The organism is Pseudomonas sp. W22_MBD1_FP4, assembly GCF_052113765.1.
In the GTDB taxonomy this organism is placed as follows: domain Bacteria; phylum Pseudomonadota; class Gammaproteobacteria; order Pseudomonadales; family Pseudomonadaceae; genus Aquipseudomonas; species Aquipseudomonas sivasensis.
This window is the reverse complement of sequence record NZ_JBGQOI010000032.1, coordinates 21,056-35,771: the sequence shown is the minus strand read 5'-3', so window position 1 is coordinate 35,771 and position 14,716 is coordinate 21,056. Positions and strand designations below refer to the sequence as shown.

The following is a 14,716-nucleotide window of genomic DNA, read 5'->3' as shown; positions in this document are numbered from 1 at the left end:
TCCCGATGGCGGTGGGTCAGTCAACAGTGATGTGGCTGACACATTGCTATCGGGAGCAAGCCCCCTCCCACATTTTGATCGGCGTATACCCGCTACCAATGCGGGTGCGAGCTCCTTCGAAAGTAGCATTCGCACCCCCATCCCCCCATGCATTAATGCCTCTACCGGAATCTTCCGGCACAACAAGAGGACTCTCCCCATGTGGACCAAACCCGCCTTCACCGACCTGCGTATCGGCTTCGAAGTGACCATGTACTTCGCCAGCCGTTGATCCATCTCCGGCCAGCCTCGCGCTGGCCGGTGCCGTATTGGGAATGACCCTTTGGTCTGATTGCATTCGCCTGCGAATGGGTTAGTGTGAAGCGCATCTCCCAAAAATAATAAGAACAGGCTTTCCAATGAGCCCCAATCTGAGCCTCCTGCGTAAATTCGTCTCGCCTGAAATCATCTTCGGTGCCGGCTGCCGGCACAACGTCGGTAACTATGCCAAGACCTTCGGTGCGCGCAAGGTGCTGGTCGTCAGCGACCCCGGTGTGATCGCTGCCGGTTGGGTGGCGGATGTGGAAGCCAGCCTGCAAGCCATCGGTATCGACTACTGCCTGTACAGCGCTGTGTCGCCCAATCCGCGCGTCGAAGAAGTAATGCTCGGCGCCGAGGTGTATCGGGAAAACCATTGCGACGTGATCGTGGCCATCGGCGGCGGCAGTCCGATGGATTGCGGCAAGGCCATCGGCATTGTGGTCGCCCATGGGCGTAGCATTCTTGAGTTCGAGGGCGTGGACACCATTCGTGTGCCCAGCCCGCCGTTGATCCTGATCCCCACCACCGCCGGTACGTCGGCGGATGTCTCGCAGTTCGTGATCATTTCCAACCAGCAGGAGCGCATGAAGTTCTCCATCGTCAGCAAGGCGGTGGTGCCGGATGTGTCGCTGATCGACCCGGAAACCACGGCGAGCATGGACCCGTTCCTGTCCGCCTGTACCGGCATCGACGCGCTGGTGCATGCCATCGAGGCGTTCGTGTCCACCGGCCACGGCCCGCTGACCGACCCCCATGCGCTGGAAGCCATGCGCCTGATCAACGGCAACCTTGTGCAGATGATCGCCAACCCCACGGACATTGCCCTGCGCGAGAAAATCATGCTCGGCAGCATGCAGGCGGGCCTGGCGTTTTCCAACGCGATCCTCGGCGCCGTGCATGCCATGTCCCACAGCCTCGGCGGCTTTCTCGATTTGCCCCACGGTTTGTGCAACGCGGTGCTGGTGGAGCATGTGGTGGCGTTCAACTACAACTCGGCGCCGGAGCGCTTCAAGGTGATTGCCGAGACCTTTGGCATTGACTGCCGTGGCCTCAACCATCGACAGATCTGCGGACGATTGGTCGACCACCTGATCGCGCTCAAGCATGCAATTGGCTTCCACGAAACCCTGGGTCTGCATGGGGTGCGCGTGGCGGATATTCCGTTTCTGTCCGAGCATGCGATGGACGACCCCTGCATCCTCACCAACCCTCGTGAGTCCAGCCAGCGTGACGTCGAGGTTGTTTATGGCGAAGCGCTCTGACGACCAGCAACAAGCACTGGCCGGGCTGCTGGGCCTGGGTAATCACTCGGCACGCAAGAGTCACTACCCGGAACTCACCGCGCGCCTCGACGAGCTGGAGGCGGAGCGCAACCGCTATATCCGTCTCAACGATGAGCTGGAACAGCGCGTGGCCGCGCGCACCGATGAGCTGCTGGAAGCCAACCGCAACCTGCAACAGCAGATCGCCCAGCGTGAGCAGGTCGAGCAGGAATTGCGCGATGCGCGCGACGCCGCGGAGGCTGCCAACCGCAGCAAGGACAAATACCTCGCCGCCGCGAGCCATGACCTGCTGCAACCGCTGAACGCGGCGCGGCTGCTGATCTCCACCCTGCGTGAACGCAACTTGCCCAGCGTCGAGCAGGTGCTGGTGGAACGTACTCACCAGGCGCTGGAAGGCGCGGAAGATTTACTCACCGATTTGCTGGATATTTCGCGGCTCGACCAGGCGGCGGTCAAACCCGACGTGGCGCTGTATCGCCTGGATGAACTGTTTGCGCCGCTGGTCTCGGAGTTCCAGTCGGTGGCGCTGGCGGCCGGGCTGAACCTGCGCGCGCGTACCGGCCATTATGCGATTCGCACCGACTTGCGCCTGGTGACGCGGATCCTGCGCAACTTCCTCAGCAACGCCTGCCGCTACACCGACGAGGGCTGCATCCTGCTCGGCGCGCGCCGCCGTGGCGATCGCCTGCGCCTGGAGGTGTGGGACACCGGGCGCGGCATCGCGGCCGACCGGCTCGACGCGATCTTCCTCGAATTCAACCAGCTCGACGTCGGCCGCGCCTCGGACCGCAAAGGCGTGGGGCTGGGCCTGGCGATTGTCGAGCGTATCGCCGAGATCCTCGGCTACCCGGTGGCGGTCCGTTCGTGGCCGGGGCGTGGCTCGATGTTCAGCATCGAGGTGCCCATCAGCGAAGAGATGCCCCTGGCGATCAGCCAACTGCCGGTGCTGCCGACCACGGGCAACCCGCTGCCGGGGCGGCGTTTGCTGGTGATCGATAACGAGGTGAGCATCCTCGAAAGCATGCGCGCGCTGCTGGTGCAGTGGGGCTGTGAGGTGGTCACCGCCACCGACCAGGCCGGCGCGTTACTGGCGTTGCAGGGCAGGGCGCCGGAGTTGATCCTCGCCGACTACCACCTCGACCACGGCGTGGTGGGCGCTGCGGTGGTCAAGCATCTGCGCGAGCATTTCGCGCAAAAGATCCCGGCCGTGATCATCACCGCCGACCGCACCGACCAATGCCGTCGTGTGCTGCGCCGCCTTGACGCGCCGTTGTTGAACAAACCGCTCAAGCCCGGCAAGTTGCGGGCGGTATTGAGCCAGTTATTGACCTAGGGTCTTGATACCCGTCAACACCCGTTGCGGCGCTTTGCCCCATGCTGCCTGCCTGATTTAGAGCACGACGGAGCCCGCCATGAACGCCCCCGCAACAACCGCAGCATCCTTTAAGTTGCCCCTGGGCCTGGTGATCGGCGTATTGGCGATGGTCGGCGTGCTGCTGTTGCCGCTGCCCGCCGATCTGCCGGTGGCCGGGCAGCGCATGCTGGCGATTCTCGCGTTTGCCGTGGTGGTGTGGATCACCGAGGCGGTGTCTTATGAGGCCAGCGCGATCATGATCACCTCGCTCATGGCATTTTTGCTGGGCACGGCGCCGTCGCTGCAAGACCCCGCCCACCTGATCGGCTCCAGCCCGGCCATCAGCATGGCGCTCACCGGCTTTTCCAACCCGGCACTGGCCTTGGTGGCGGGCGCGTTGTTCATTGCGGCGGCCATGACCCACACCGGCCTCGACCGGCGCATCGCCCTCGTGACCCTGACCCGCGTCGGCACCAGCACCCGCGGCATTCTGCTGGGGGCGATTGCGGTGACCATCCTGCTCAGCCTCGTGGTGCCCAGTGCCACCGCGCGCAGTGCCTGTGTGGTGCCGATCATGATGGGCGTGGTCGCCGCGTTTGGCGTGGACAAGCGCTCCAATATTGCCGCCGGCCTGATGATCGTGGTGGCCCAGGGCACCAGCATCTGGAACGTCGGCATCCAGACCGCCGCCGCGCAAAACCTGCTGACCGTGGGCTTTATGGACAAGATGCTCGGCCAGCGCGTGTCGTGGATCGACTGGCTGATCGCCGGCGCGCCGTGGGCGGTGATCATGTCGGCGGTGTTGCTGTTCCTGGTGATCAAGCTGCTGCCGCCGGAAACCGACAGCATCCCCGGTGGTAAAGAGGCCGTGGCCCAGTCCCTGGTGGACATCGGCCCGATGACCGGCCCGCAGAAGCGCTTGCTCACCGTGTCGGTGCTGTTGCTGTTGGCGTGGGCGACGGAAGGGCGCCTGCACCCTTTCGATACCACCTCGACCACCTACGCGGGGCTGGTGTTCCTGCTGTTGCCGGGGATTGGGGTGATGACCTGGAAGGATGTGCAGTCGCGTATTCCGTGGGGCACGGTGATTGTATTCGGCGTGGGCATCAGCCTCGCCACCGCGTTGCTGACGACCCAAGCCGGGCAGTGGCTGGGCTCCCAGGTGGTGGCGCATACCGGGTTGGATCAGGTCGGGCCGTTGGGGGTGTTTGCGATTTTGGGAGCGTTTTTGATTGTGATCCACCTGGGCTTTGCCAGCGCCACGGCGCTGACCTCGGCGCTGTTGCCGATCCTGATTGCGGTGTTGCAGACCTTGCCCGGGGAGTTCAACCGGTTGGGGATGACCATGCTGCTGGGGTTTGTGATGAGCTACGGGTTCATCCTGCCGATTAATGCGCCGCAGAATATGGTGTGCCTGGGGACTGGGACGTTTACGGCGCGGCAGTTCGCCAAGGTGGGGATCCTGGTGACGTTGATCGGGTATGGGCTGATGTTGGTGTTTGCGGCGACTTACTGGAGTTGGTTGGGGTGGATCTGATCGGGAAGGCGGTTCTGGATGGGCATGCTATCCAAAGAGAGCAAGCCCCCTCCGACTTTTGACCGTACCCGCTCCAGGCATCAATTCCATGCCCAAGATGGCAAGATGAACCCCGCTCAGGTTTACTACTCTGAGTAATGGTTTTACCGACCTCACCCGTCGGGTCATCTAGGTCATCGAATGGATAAATACACCCCCCACACCTGGGAACCCCACGAGCGCCCGAGCCTGCCCGGTTCGCCGTCGACGCCGTGGCACCCTACGCACAAGCGTTGGCTGTATGCGCTGGTCGGTGTGCTGGTCGCGATCACTGGCGGCCTGGGAAATGCCCTGGTCATCGCCAACCTGCAATACCTGCAAGGCGCCCTCGGCGCGACCACAGCGGAAATGGCCTGGCTGCCCGCCGCCTATGTGATGACCAACGTGTGCATGAACCTGCTGCTGGTGAAGTTCCGCCAGCAGTTCGGCCTGCGCGTGTTCACCGAGGTGTTCCTGGTGCTGTACGCGCTGGTGACCTTCGGCCACTTGTTCGTTAACGATCTCAGTTCGGCCATCGCGGTGCGGGCGGCCCATGGGATGGTGGGCGCGGCCCTGAGTTCGTTGGGCTTGTACTACATGATCCAGGCGTTCCCCGCCAAGTGGCGACTCAAAGCCCTGGTGCTGGGTTTGGGCACGGCGCAGTTGGCGTTGCCGCTGGCGCGGTTGTTCTCCGAAGATTTGCTGCAAATCGCCGAGTGGCGCGGTTTGTACCTGTTTGAATTGGGGATGGCGCTGATCTGCCTGGGGTGTGTGTTCTTGCTCAAGTTGCCGCCGGGTGACCGCTTCAAGACCTTTGAGAAACTCGACTTCCTGACCTTCGGCATCCTCGCCACCGGCGTGGCGTTGCTCTGTGCGGTGCTGTCCCTGGGGCGCATCGACTGGTGGCTGGAAGCCCCGTGGATCGGTATCGCGTCAGCCTGTTCCCTGGTGTTGATCATGGCCGGCCTGGCCATTGAGCATAACCGCGCCAACCCGATGTTGATGACCCGTTGGCTGGGCAGCGGCACCATGATTCGCCTGGCACTGGCGGTGATCCTGATTCGCATGGTGCTGTCGGAGCAGTCCACCGGTGCGGTCGGGTTCATGCAGATGTTGAACATGAGCTACCAGCAGATGCATACGCTGTACGTGGTGATGCTGGCCGGCGCGATCAGCGGGCTGGCGGTCAGTGCGCTGACGATCAACCCGGCTCACTTGCTGATGCCGCTGGTGATCTCCCTGGCGCTGATGGCCACGGGCTCGGTGATGGACAGTTTCTCCAGCAACCTGACCCGGCCCGAAAACCTGTATATCAGCCAGTTCCTGTTGGGCTTTGGCGGCACTTTTTTCCTGGGACCGACCATGGTGTTGGGCACCAAGAACGTGCTGACGAACCCGCGCAATCTAGTGAGTTTTTCGGTGATGTTCGGCATTTGCCAGAACCTCGGCGGCCTGATTGGAGCCGCGTTGCTGGGAACGTTCCAGGTCGTGCGGGAGAAGTTTCATTCCAGCATGATCGTCGAACACTTGACCTTGCTCGACCCGCGTGTGGCCGCGCGGGTGAGCAGCGGTGGCTCGGCCTATGGCGGTGTCATTGCCGACCCCGAGCTGCGCAACCTGATGGGTATCCGCAGCTTGGCCACGGCGGCCACCCGTGAAGCGAATGTCATGGCTTACAACGATGTGTTCATGCTGATTGCGATCATCGCGATCCTGACCATGCTCTGGATATTTATTCGCAGTCTGTGGCTGATGAGTACCACCCAAGCAGCAGCCCCTCCCGTTCAACCCAGCGGCGCACCTTCATGACCGAACCTTCGACAACCACCACCACCGCCATTGCATCCACCCCGGAAGGCACCATGCCGCCCGGCGCTACGGTCACCGAGCCGCGCTCATTGCGTGTGCGCATCCTTTCGTCCATGGGCTTCGCCGCGATTGCCATCGTCGGGGTACTGATCGTGCTGTATGCCTGGCAACTGCCGCCTTTCAGCAGCGCGGTGGAAACTACTGAAAACGCCCTGGTACGTGGCCAAGTGACGATTATTGGCCCGCAGCTCAGCGGCTATGTGTTCGAGGTGCCAGTGCAGGACTTCCAGTACGTCAAGGCCGGTGACTTGTTGGTGCGCCTTGATGATCGCATCTACAAGCAGCGCCTGGACCAAGCCTTGGCGCAACTGGCGGTGCAGAAGGCCTCGCTGGCCAATGTGGTGCAGCAGCGCAACAGCGCCGAAGCGACCATCAAGTTACGCCAGGCTGCGCTGGTAGACAGCCAGGCACAGGCGCGTAAAAGCACTGCGGATTTGCGTCGTAACGAGGAGCTGATCAGCGACGGTTCGGTGTCCAAGCGCGAGCTGGACGTGACCCGTGCTGCCAATGCGCAGACGGTCGCCGCCGTCGCCCAAGCCCAGGCCAGCCTGGAAATCGCGCGGCAGGATTTGCAGACGGTGATCGTCAATCGCGGCTCCCTGGAAGCGGCGGTGGCGAGTGCCGATGCGGCGGTGGAATTGGCGCGGATCGATCTGTCCAACACCCGCATCACCGCACCCCGCGACGGTCAGTTGGGGCAGATTGGCGTGCGCCTCGGTGCCTACGTCAACTCTGGCGCGCAGTTGATGGCACTGGTGCCGAAGCAGCTGTGGGTGATTGCCAATATGAAAGAAACCCAAATGGACAATGTGCAGGTCGGCCAGCCGGTGACCTTTACCGTAGATGCGCTGAACCACCGCAAGTTTCATGGCACGGTGCAGCATATTTCGCCGGCCACCGGCTCGGAGTTCAGCCTGTTGCAGGCGGACAACGCGACGGGCAACTTTGTGAAGATTGCCCAGCGCGTGCCGGTAAGGATTACGGTGGACCCGGATCAGGCTGAGAGCGAACGGTTGCGGCCGGGGTTGTCGGTTGTCGTGAGTATCGATACGGCTGGGCGTCTGAAAAACTCTCCACCCTGACATCACTGACAAAACCTAAATCAAAACTGTGGGAGGGGCTTGCCCCCGATAGCTATAGGTATTTACACAACTTTATAGCAGTCAACGGTAATCACGATGCGAAGCGAGCCGCCGTAAGGGCGGAACCCATAGCGGCCGTTGGCTGAATAATGGATATGTACTCGGTCTGTTCCAGCATCCTGTTCGGCTGTCAGGCCGCCATCGGGGGCAAGCCCCCTCCCACATTTTGAATGTATTTCAGGTTGAAATTGAGTTGGACCGACTGATTGTGTTCCAGCAGTTTCAGGCCCGGCCTTCCCGCTAGGTGATGAGCATTCACCGGATGACTCACCGGCTCGATGCAAAAGAACCCCAGCCCCGGCGGGCAGTACAGCAGGAAGTAATCGGCCCCGCTGGCCTGGCATTCCAGCGCATAGCCCAGGTCCGGCTGTTCGATCCGGCAATACCCGTCCCACTGGCAAAAGCCGTTGTCCACCAAGCCTTGGGGCAGGGCATTCATTTCCTGGAAATCCCACTCGTTCGGCACCGGTGCCAAGCCGGTCGGCAGCTTGGACGCGTCACTCATCCACACCTGCGCGGCCTTGGCCTGCAACCGGGTACCCGGCCGACGCGGAAAGTACGGATGCAAGCCCACGCCATGCCACGCCGCTGTTTCGGCCAGATGGGTCACGCGCAGTTCGATATGCAAGGCCCCATCGCTCAAGTGAATCCGCTGCTCGGCGCGATAGGCAAAAGGCGTCTGGCAGACCACCTCCAGCACCACTTCATCTGCCGACTGGCTGACCACCTGCCACGCTTGTTGCCAGGCCGAACCGTGAATCGGCAGCGGATCGGTCAGGCTGTTAGGCGTGAGCACCAGCCAACCGTCGGGGTTATCGAAACCGCCGTGGGCAATGCGGTTGGACCAGGGCACCAACGGATAGCACCCCAGCTTGCCCGGCAAACCGGTATGGATCGCCTGCTCATCGTTATGGCGCAGCAACGGCTGCCCGGTGGCGCGCACCGTCCAGTTGACGATGCTGCCGCCCACGGCCGGATTCAAGGTGAGGTGGGTCAGGTTGTCTTCAAGTTCAATCAGCATTACAGCACCACGCTCGGCAGCCACAGCGACAATGCTGGAATGTACGTCACTGCTATCAGCACCAGGAACAGCACGGCATAAAACGGCACCAGCGCCTTTACGGTTTTCTCGATGGTGGTTTTGCCCACCGCTGCGCCGACAAACAGCACCGCGCCCACCGGCGGGGTGATCAGGCCGATGCCGAGGTTCACCAGCATGATCATGCCGAAGTGCACCGGGTCGACGCCGATACCCAACACCACCGGCAACAGGATCGGCGTGAGGATCAGGATCAGCGGCGCCATGTCCATCACCGTGCCGAGCAACAGCAGCATGGCGTTGATGCACATCAGGATCACGTAGCGGTTGTCCGACAGCGTCAGGAACAGCGTGGTGATCTTCGCCGGGATCTGCATCAGGGTCATGATGTAGCCGAAGCTGGCGGCGAAGGCGATCAGGATCATCACGATGGAAATCGTGCGCACCGTGCGGTGCATCAGCTTGGGCAGCTCGCGCCACTTGTAGTCGCGGTAGATGAACATGGTCACGAAGAACGCCCACAGCACCGCAATCGCGGCGGACTCGGTGGCAGTGAAGATGCCCGAGAGGATGCCGCCGAGGATGATCACCATGGCCATCAGGCCCCAGAGCGCATCGGCGGCAATCTTCAGCGCCTGCTTCAGGGGGATGACTTCGCCTTTGGGGTAGTTGCGTTTCTTCGCGAAGATCAGGCACAGCACCATCAGGCACGCGCTCATCAGCAGGCCCGGCACCACGCCGGCCATGAACAGCGAAGCGATGGACACTGTGCCGCCAGCCGCCAGGGAGTAGAGCACCGAGTTGTGGCTGGGTGGCGTGAGCAAGGCCTGCACCGAGCCGCTGACGGTCACCGCCGTGGCAAATTCCCGTGGATAGCCACGGCGCTCCATTTCTGGAATCAGCACCGAGCCCACCGAAGCGGTGTCCGCCACCGACGAGCCGGAGATCGCGCCGAAAAACGTCGAGGCCATGATGTTCACCAGGGACAGCCCGCCGCGCACAAAGCCCACCAGCACCCCGGCAAACGCCACCAGCCGCCGCGACATGCCGCCCTCGGCCATGATCGCCCCAGCCAGCACAAAGAACGGTATCGCCATCAGCGAAAACTTGTTCACCCCGCCAGCCACCTGAATCATCAGGGCCTGGAACGGGATGTCGATCCACCACGCGCCGATCAGCGCCGACAGCCCCAGGGCATAGGCCACTGGCATGCCGATCAGGATCAGGGCGATAAAGCTGCCCAGCAGAATCAATGCGTCCATATCAGGCAGCCCCTTCGTTTTCTTCTACCAGGTCGAAGCGCACCACGCGCCGGTTGCTCTGGTCGCCCAGCAGCAGTTTTTCCAGCACGAAAATCAGCGTCAGCACGCCCCCGATGGGGATCGGCATATAGGTGATACCCACGCGCAGGGTGGGGATGGCGCTCATGAACTGGTTCCAGGTGGACAGGCACAACTTGGTGCCCCAGATCGCCATGAACAGGCAGATTGTCGCCATCAGCAGTTGCGAGAAAATGCCGACGATTCGGCGTTGGGCAGGTGGCAGGCGGTCCGTGACCATGGCCACCGACATGTGCGCCCCGGCACGATAACTGGCGGCTGCGCCGATAAAGGTGAACACCAGCATCAGCAGGATAGCGGTGGGCTCCGGCCAGCTGGAACCGGTGCCGAGGATGTAGCGGGCGAAGATGCCCCAGGGAATGATCAGTGCGACCCCGAGGACCGAGAGACCGGCGACCCAGATGCAGGTCATGTAGATACGGTCGTTGATGCGCAGCAGTAGATTCTTCATGGCGTTCACCGTCACCGGGCGCGTCGATGCCGACCGCGCCAGGCCTTGTCAGGGAATGGGGCGTTACTGAACGGCGTCGATACGCTTGATGATGTCGGCGTAAGGCGCGCCGTACTTGGCTCGCACCGCGGCGGTGGCGTCGTAGAAGGGTTTTTTGTCGACGGTGATGAACTCGACCCCGGCCTTCTTGAGTTTTTCCTCACTGCTGGCGGACTTGGCGTCCCACAGCACGCGCTCATCGGCCTGGGCGACCTTAGCGGCTTTTTTCACCATGTCCTGCTGGGCGGGAGTGAGTTTGTTCCAGGTGATTTTCGACATCACGATGGGCTCAGGCAGGATCAGGTGTTCGGTGAGGGTGTAGTACTTGGCGTTCTGGAAGTGGTTGTGTTCCAGCAGGGTGGGCGGGTTGTTCTCCGCGCCGTCGATGACACCGGTCTGCAAGGCACTGAAGATCTCGCCGGTGTCCATGGCGATGCCGTTGGCGCCCATGGCGTTGAAGGCGTCGATGAACAGCGGGTTGCCCTGCACGCGGATCTTCATGCCCTTGAGGTCTTCGATCTTGCGCACCGGTTTCTTGGTGTAAAGGTTGCGCGTGCCGCCGTCCATCCAGGCCAGCGCCACGAGGCCGAACTCGGAGTCGGTGATCTTGGCGAGGATTTCATCGCCGATCTCGCCGTCGATGACCTTGCGCATATGCGCCTGGTCGCGGAACACGAACGGCAGGTTGAAGACGTTCACGTCCGGCACCACCGGCCCGACGATGCCGAGGCTGACGCGGGTCATCTGCACGGCGCCCACTTGGGCCTGTTCGACCACTTCTTTCTCGGAACCCAGCACGCCGCCCGGGAAGTACTTGAACGTGAGTTCGCCGTTGCTTTCCTTGGTCAGCGCCTTGCCCATGTTTTCTTCGGCGACCACGGTGGGGTAGCCAGCGGGGTGGATGTCGGCGAATTTGATTTCCAGCGCGTGAGCGGCGCTGCTGAGGGTGAACACTGCGGCGGCGAGCAAGGTGCGTTTGAAGTCCATTGGGGGTCACTCCTGTCTTGTTATTTTATTGTTGTATTCAAGGCACAGCGATGCAGCTAGAGGGTGAAGGTGGGCTCCGGCAATCCGGTGACGCCGGGGTTGAGCGCAAACACGCCGCCGGCGATGGACTGGTCGCTCTGGTCATCACGGATCGAGGTGACGAAGAGGGTGTCCAGCCGACTGCCGCCGAAGGCGCACATGGTGGGTTTTTTCACCGGCACGCTCAGGGAGCGATCCAGGCGACCGTCGGGGGTGAAACGGTGGACCAAACCGGCGTCGTTGGCGCAGATCCAGTAGCAGCCTTCGGCGTCAACCGCGGCGCCGTCGGGTCGACCCAGGAAATGGTTCATGTCGACAAACACGCGGCGATTGGACGGCGTGCCGGTCTCGATGTCGTAGTCGAAGGCCCAGATCAGCTGCACCAGCGGGTGGGAATCGGAGGCGTACATCGTGCGGCCATCGGGGCTGAAGGCCAGGCCATTCAGGGTGATGAACCCGTCAAGGTGGGCGTGGGGCGCTGAACCGGACGCATAACGGTAGAGGATGCCTAGCGCCGCATTGGCGCTCATGTTGAGCACCATGCTGCCAGCCCAGAAACGGCCCTGACGATCACAGCGGCCATCGTTCAGGCGCATGTCCGGGCGTGGGTGTTTGACACTGGCCAGAGGGGTGGTGTCGAGGCTGCCGTCGTTGTGTGCGGTGAGTTGGAAAAAGCCGGTTTCCATGCCTGCGACCCAATTGCCCGCATTGGTGCGGGCGATGCAGGCAAGCATCTGCGGGGCTTTCCAGGCGGCGACATGGCCGTTGCCGGCGCTCCAGCGCTGCAGGCCGCTGTTGGGAATGTCCACCCAGTACAGCGCGTTTTCCTCTGGCACCCATACCGGGCATTCGCCCACGGCATTGCGGGCGTCGACGATCAATTCAGCAGTCATGGCAACTCATTCCCTTGGGTTGATGTGAACTCAGTCACCGAACGGTCCGGCTGCGCAGAATGCGCCACCCTGATAGACCTTGGCCGGGTCATCGGCTGCCACTGGCGGCTGGGCTTCGACCTGGGCGCGGAACACTTCGGAAGTGTCTTTGGGCACAAAACCCAGGTGTGCGGCGTGGCGGTTGTCCCACCAGGTGTCGAGGTTATCCGACATGCCGTAGACCACGGTGTGGCCGACGTTCGGCGTGTACAACGCGCGTTCGAGCAGTTGAGTGAGGTCGTCGAAACTCAGCCAGGTGTGCATCATCCGACGGTTCTGCGGTTCCGGGAACGAGGAGCCGATACGGATGCTCACGGTCTCGATGCCGTAGCGGTCGAAGTAGAAGCTGGCCATGTCTTCGCCATAGGATTTGGACAGGCCGTAGTAGCTGTCGGGGCGGCGTGGGGAATGGGCGTCGATGGTTTCGGTCTGCTTGTAGAAGCCGATCACATGGTTGGAGCTGGCGAAGATCACGCGCTTTACGCCATGGCGACGGGCGGCTTCGTAGATATGGAATGTGCCGCTGATATTGGCACCGAGGATTTCTTCAAACGGACGCTCCACCGAGACACCGCCAAAGTGCAGGATGGCGTCGACGCCTTCCACCAAGTGGTGCACGGCTTGTTTGTCGGCGAGGTCGCACGGTTGGACTTCCTCCGAGGCATCGGCAGCCGGGGCCATGGCGGCGATGTCGGACAGGCGCAGTACTTGGGCGTAAGGGCGCAGACGCTCGCGCAGGACTTTACCGAGGCCACCGGCGGCACCGGTGAGCAGCAGGCGGTTGAAGGGAGCGGGGGTGGTCGTGGTCATGGGGATTCCAAATTTTTGTTGTAGGTTGTCGTATGACTATGCCGAAGTATTGTTAGGGAGCCCCCAGGTTGTCAACGTTCTTGCGGACAGAGTGCGGAGCAAAATGTGGGAGAGGGCTTGCCCTCAATGAGGGCGTGCCAGTGAATGCATCTGCTACTGACCCACCGCCATCGGGAGCAAGCCCCCTCCCACAGGGGATTTTCTTGGGCTGGGAGACTGAGCTCTACAGCAGGGAGATTGGATAGCTGATAAAGATCCGGTTTTCGTCGAATTCGTTGGTGCTGAAATCCCGACGCATGGTCGAGTTCCGCCACTTAACGTTCAGGTTCTTCAACGCACCGCTCTGCACGGTGTAGGCCAGCTCCGACTCACGTCCCCACTCCTTGCCATCAGTGATCGCCCCGGTGTGCACGTTGCTGCCGCTGATGTAGCGGTTCATCAGGGTCAGCCCCGGTACGCCGAGCACCACGAAGTTGAAGTCATGTCGCACCTGCCAGGATTTTTCCTTGGCGTTGTCATAGCTGGCGTTGTAACTGTCGTTGGCCAGGGTGCCGCCGCTGGTGCCGTTGACGCGCATCCACACGCTGTCGCCGGTGAGTTTTTGCAGGCCCACATAGAAGGTGTTGCCGCCGTATTTGGCCGAGAGCAGGGCGAAGGTGGTCTTGTTGTCCAGGTCGCCGGCCAGGGCGCTGCCGTCTTCCTTGCCGCTGAAGAAACCGAGGTTGGCGCCCAACGTCCAGTCGCCTACCGGCTGGCTGTGGGTGAGGTTGACGTAGCGCTGCTGGTAAATGTCGCTCAGTTCGGCGTACCACAGGCCGACCTGGGTGCGCTTGTCATTGAAGCTGTATTCGCCGCCGCCGAAGTTGAACCGGTCGGAGGTGAATGCCGCTTTGCCGTTCATGAACATGTCTTCCATGCTCGCGTCGTTGCGCGGGCTGTTGCCACGGAACTGGCCGCCGTAAAGGGTCAGGCCGGCGATCTCGTTGGACGTCACCTGGCCGCCGCGAAAGGTCTGGGGCAGGGAGCGACCATCGTCGGAACGCAGGATCGGCAGCACCGGCATCCATTCGCCGACCTTCAGTTCGGTCTTCGACAGTCGGGTTTTCAGCGCCACACCCAGGCGTCCGAAGTTGTCGGCGGGGCGGCCGTCATCGTGGATTGGCAGCAATTGGGTACCGCCAGTGCCTTTGCCGCCATCCAGTTTCTGGGAATACAGGCCCAACACATCAAGGCCGAAACCCACCGTGCCCTGGGTGAAGCCCGACTTGGCATCGAGAATGAAACTCTGCGTCCACTCTTCGGCCTTGCCCTGGGCGTTTGCCGGGTTGGTGAAGTTGCGGTTGAAGTAGGCGTTGCGCAGGTTGAGCGTGGCTTTGGCGTCGTCGACAAAACCTTCGGCGTGGGTGATGAGGGGCAGGGTGAAGGCCAGGCCGCCGAGACCGATAAGGCCGATACACGACGAGGAATTACGGGCGAATTGACTCACAGTGACGCTCCCTTTGATTTGTTGTTTTTATTATTTGTTATACGTCGTCGTACAACATCAGGGCGGATATTTGCGGGGTTTTCTTGGAGT

General features: G+C 61.9%; 13 protein-coding genes. 6 read left to right on the top strand and 7 right to left on the bottom strand.

The genetic code is table 11. The annotated features are described in order from the left end of the window. Positions 1 to 199: 199 nt before the first annotated feature. The 6 genes from pqqA to ACEN2T_RS27855 all read left to right on the top strand — a co-directional run bounded on the left by pqqA (position 200) and on the right by ACEN2T_RS27855 (position 7,443). Positions 200 to 271 carry a pyrroloquinoline quinone precursor peptide PqqA gene (gene pqqA, locus ACEN2T_RS27880; protein ID WP_010209364.1) on the top strand — a complete coding sequence of 24 codons (72 nt, stop codon included), beginning with the start codon at positions 200 to 202 and terminating at the stop codon, positions 269 to 271. Between the two features lie 127 nt (positions 272 to 398). Next, complete coding sequence (ercA, locus tag ACEN2T_RS27875) at positions 399 to 1,562, top strand: alcohol dehydrogenase-like regulatory protein ErcA (protein ID WP_032889958.1); 1,164 nt, start codon at positions 399 to 401, stop codon at positions 1,560 to 1,562. Beyond that, a complete protein-coding gene (locus ACEN2T_RS27870) occupies positions 1,546 to 2,916 on the top strand; it encodes an ATP-binding response regulator (protein ID WP_032889957.1) in 1,371 nt (456 codons plus the stop codon). Before ercA ends, ACEN2T_RS27870 begins: the two co-directional genes overlap by 17 nt. 79 nt (positions 2,917 to 2,995) lie before the next feature. After that, positions 2,996 to 4,474 carry a DASS family sodium-coupled anion symporter gene (locus ACEN2T_RS27865; protein WP_442117879.1) on the top strand — a complete coding sequence of 493 codons (1,479 nt, stop codon included), beginning with the start codon at positions 2,996 to 2,998 and terminating at the stop codon, positions 4,472 to 4,474. 180 nt (positions 4,475 to 4,654) lie between these two features. Then, the gene (locus ACEN2T_RS27860; protein ID WP_032889953.1) at positions 4,655 to 6,301 is read left to right on the top strand and encodes an MFS transporter; all 1,647 of its coding nucleotides are present in this window, start codon (positions 4,655 to 4,657) and stop codon (positions 6,299 to 6,301) included. Then, a complete protein-coding gene (locus ACEN2T_RS27855) occupies positions 6,298 to 7,443 on the top strand; it encodes an HlyD family secretion protein (protein ID WP_032889950.1) in 1,146 nt (381 codons plus the stop codon). The genes ACEN2T_RS27860 and ACEN2T_RS27855 overlap by 4 nt, the downstream gene beginning before the upstream one ends. Positions 7,444 to 7,633: 190 nt before the next feature. Here ACEN2T_RS27855 and ACEN2T_RS27850 read toward each other — a convergent pair whose 3' ends face one another. The 7 genes from ACEN2T_RS27850 to ACEN2T_RS27820 form a co-directional block, all read right to left on the bottom strand. Beyond that, positions 7,634 to 8,524 (bottom strand): aldose 1-epimerase, encoded by an 891-nt coding sequence (locus tag ACEN2T_RS27850; RefSeq protein WP_442117878.1) that lies wholly within the window; start codon positions 8,522 to 8,524, stop codon positions 7,634 to 7,636. Beyond that, positions 8,524 to 9,804, bottom strand: a complete 1,281-nt coding sequence (locus tag ACEN2T_RS27845; protein WP_032889946.1) for a TRAP transporter large permease — start codon at positions 9,802 to 9,804, stop codon at positions 8,524 to 8,526. Before ACEN2T_RS27845 ends, ACEN2T_RS27850 begins: the two co-directional genes overlap by 1 nt. Position 9,805: 1 nt before the next feature. Continuing rightward, a complete protein-coding gene (locus ACEN2T_RS27840; RefSeq protein ID WP_032889944.1) occupies positions 9,806 to 10,333 on the bottom strand; it encodes a TRAP transporter small permease in 528 nt (175 codons plus the stop codon). A gap of 63 nt (positions 10,334 to 10,396) precedes the next feature. Then, entirely contained in the window at positions 10,397 to 11,359 is a 963-nt protein-coding gene (locus tag ACEN2T_RS27835; protein WP_032889942.1) for a TRAP transporter substrate-binding protein, read from the bottom strand. A gap of 56 nt (positions 11,360 to 11,415) precedes the next feature. Next, on the bottom strand, positions 11,416 to 12,291 hold the full coding sequence (locus ACEN2T_RS27830; protein WP_442117877.1) for an SMP-30/gluconolactonase/LRE family protein: 876 nt from the start codon (positions 12,289 to 12,291) through the stop codon (positions 11,416 to 11,418). Between the two features lie 30 nt (positions 12,292 to 12,321). After that, the gene (locus tag ACEN2T_RS27825; protein WP_032889940.1) at positions 12,322 to 13,140 is read right to left on the bottom strand and encodes an NAD-dependent epimerase/dehydratase family protein; all 819 of its coding nucleotides are present in this window, start codon (positions 13,138 to 13,140) and stop codon (positions 12,322 to 12,324) included. A gap of 223 nt (positions 13,141 to 13,363) precedes the next feature. Then, a complete protein-coding gene (locus tag ACEN2T_RS27820) occupies positions 13,364 to 14,626 on the bottom strand; it encodes an OprD family porin (protein WP_032889938.1) in 1,263 nt (420 codons plus the stop codon). Positions 14,627 to 14,716: the final 90 nt, after the last annotated feature.

Excerpts from the sequence above, each read along its gene's own strand:
- ercA (WP_032889958.1), top strand. The coding sequence starts at position 399 with ATGAGCCCCAATCTGAGCCTCCTGCGTAAATTCGTCTCGCCTGAAATC.
- ACEN2T_RS27870 (WP_032889957.1), top strand. The coding sequence starts at position 1,546 with ATGGCGAAGCGCTCTGACGACCAGCAACAAGCACTGGCCGGGCTGCTG.
- ACEN2T_RS27865 (WP_442117879.1), top strand. The coding sequence starts at position 2,996 with ATGAACGCCCCCGCAACAACCGCAGCATCCTTTAAGTTGCCCCTGGGC.
- ACEN2T_RS27860 (WP_032889953.1), top strand. The coding sequence starts at position 4,655 with ATGGATAAATACACCCCCCACACCTGGGAACCCCACGAGCGCCCGAGC.
- ACEN2T_RS27855 (WP_032889950.1), top strand. The coding sequence starts at position 6,298 with ATGACCGAACCTTCGACAACCACCACCACCGCCATTGCATCCACCCCG.
- ACEN2T_RS27850 (WP_442117878.1), bottom strand. The coding sequence starts at position 8,524 with ATGCTGATTGAACTTGAAGACAACCTGACCCACCTCACCTTGAATCCG.
- ACEN2T_RS27845 (WP_032889946.1), bottom strand. The coding sequence starts at position 9,804 with ATGGACGCATTGATTCTGCTGGGCAGCTTTATCGCCCTGATCCTGATC.
- ACEN2T_RS27840 (WP_032889944.1), bottom strand. The coding sequence starts at position 10,333 with ATGAAGAATCTACTGCTGCGCATCAACGACCGTATCTACATGACCTGC.
- ACEN2T_RS27835 (WP_032889942.1), bottom strand. The coding sequence starts at position 11,359 with ATGGACTTCAAACGCACCTTGCTCGCCGCCGCAGTGTTCACCCTCAGC.
- ACEN2T_RS27830 (WP_442117877.1), bottom strand. The coding sequence starts at position 12,291 with ATGACTGCTGAATTGATCGTCGACGCCCGCAATGCCGTGGGCGAATGC.
- ACEN2T_RS27825 (WP_032889940.1), bottom strand. The coding sequence starts at position 13,140 with ATGACCACGACCACCCCCGCTCCCTTCAACCGCCTGCTGCTCACCGGT.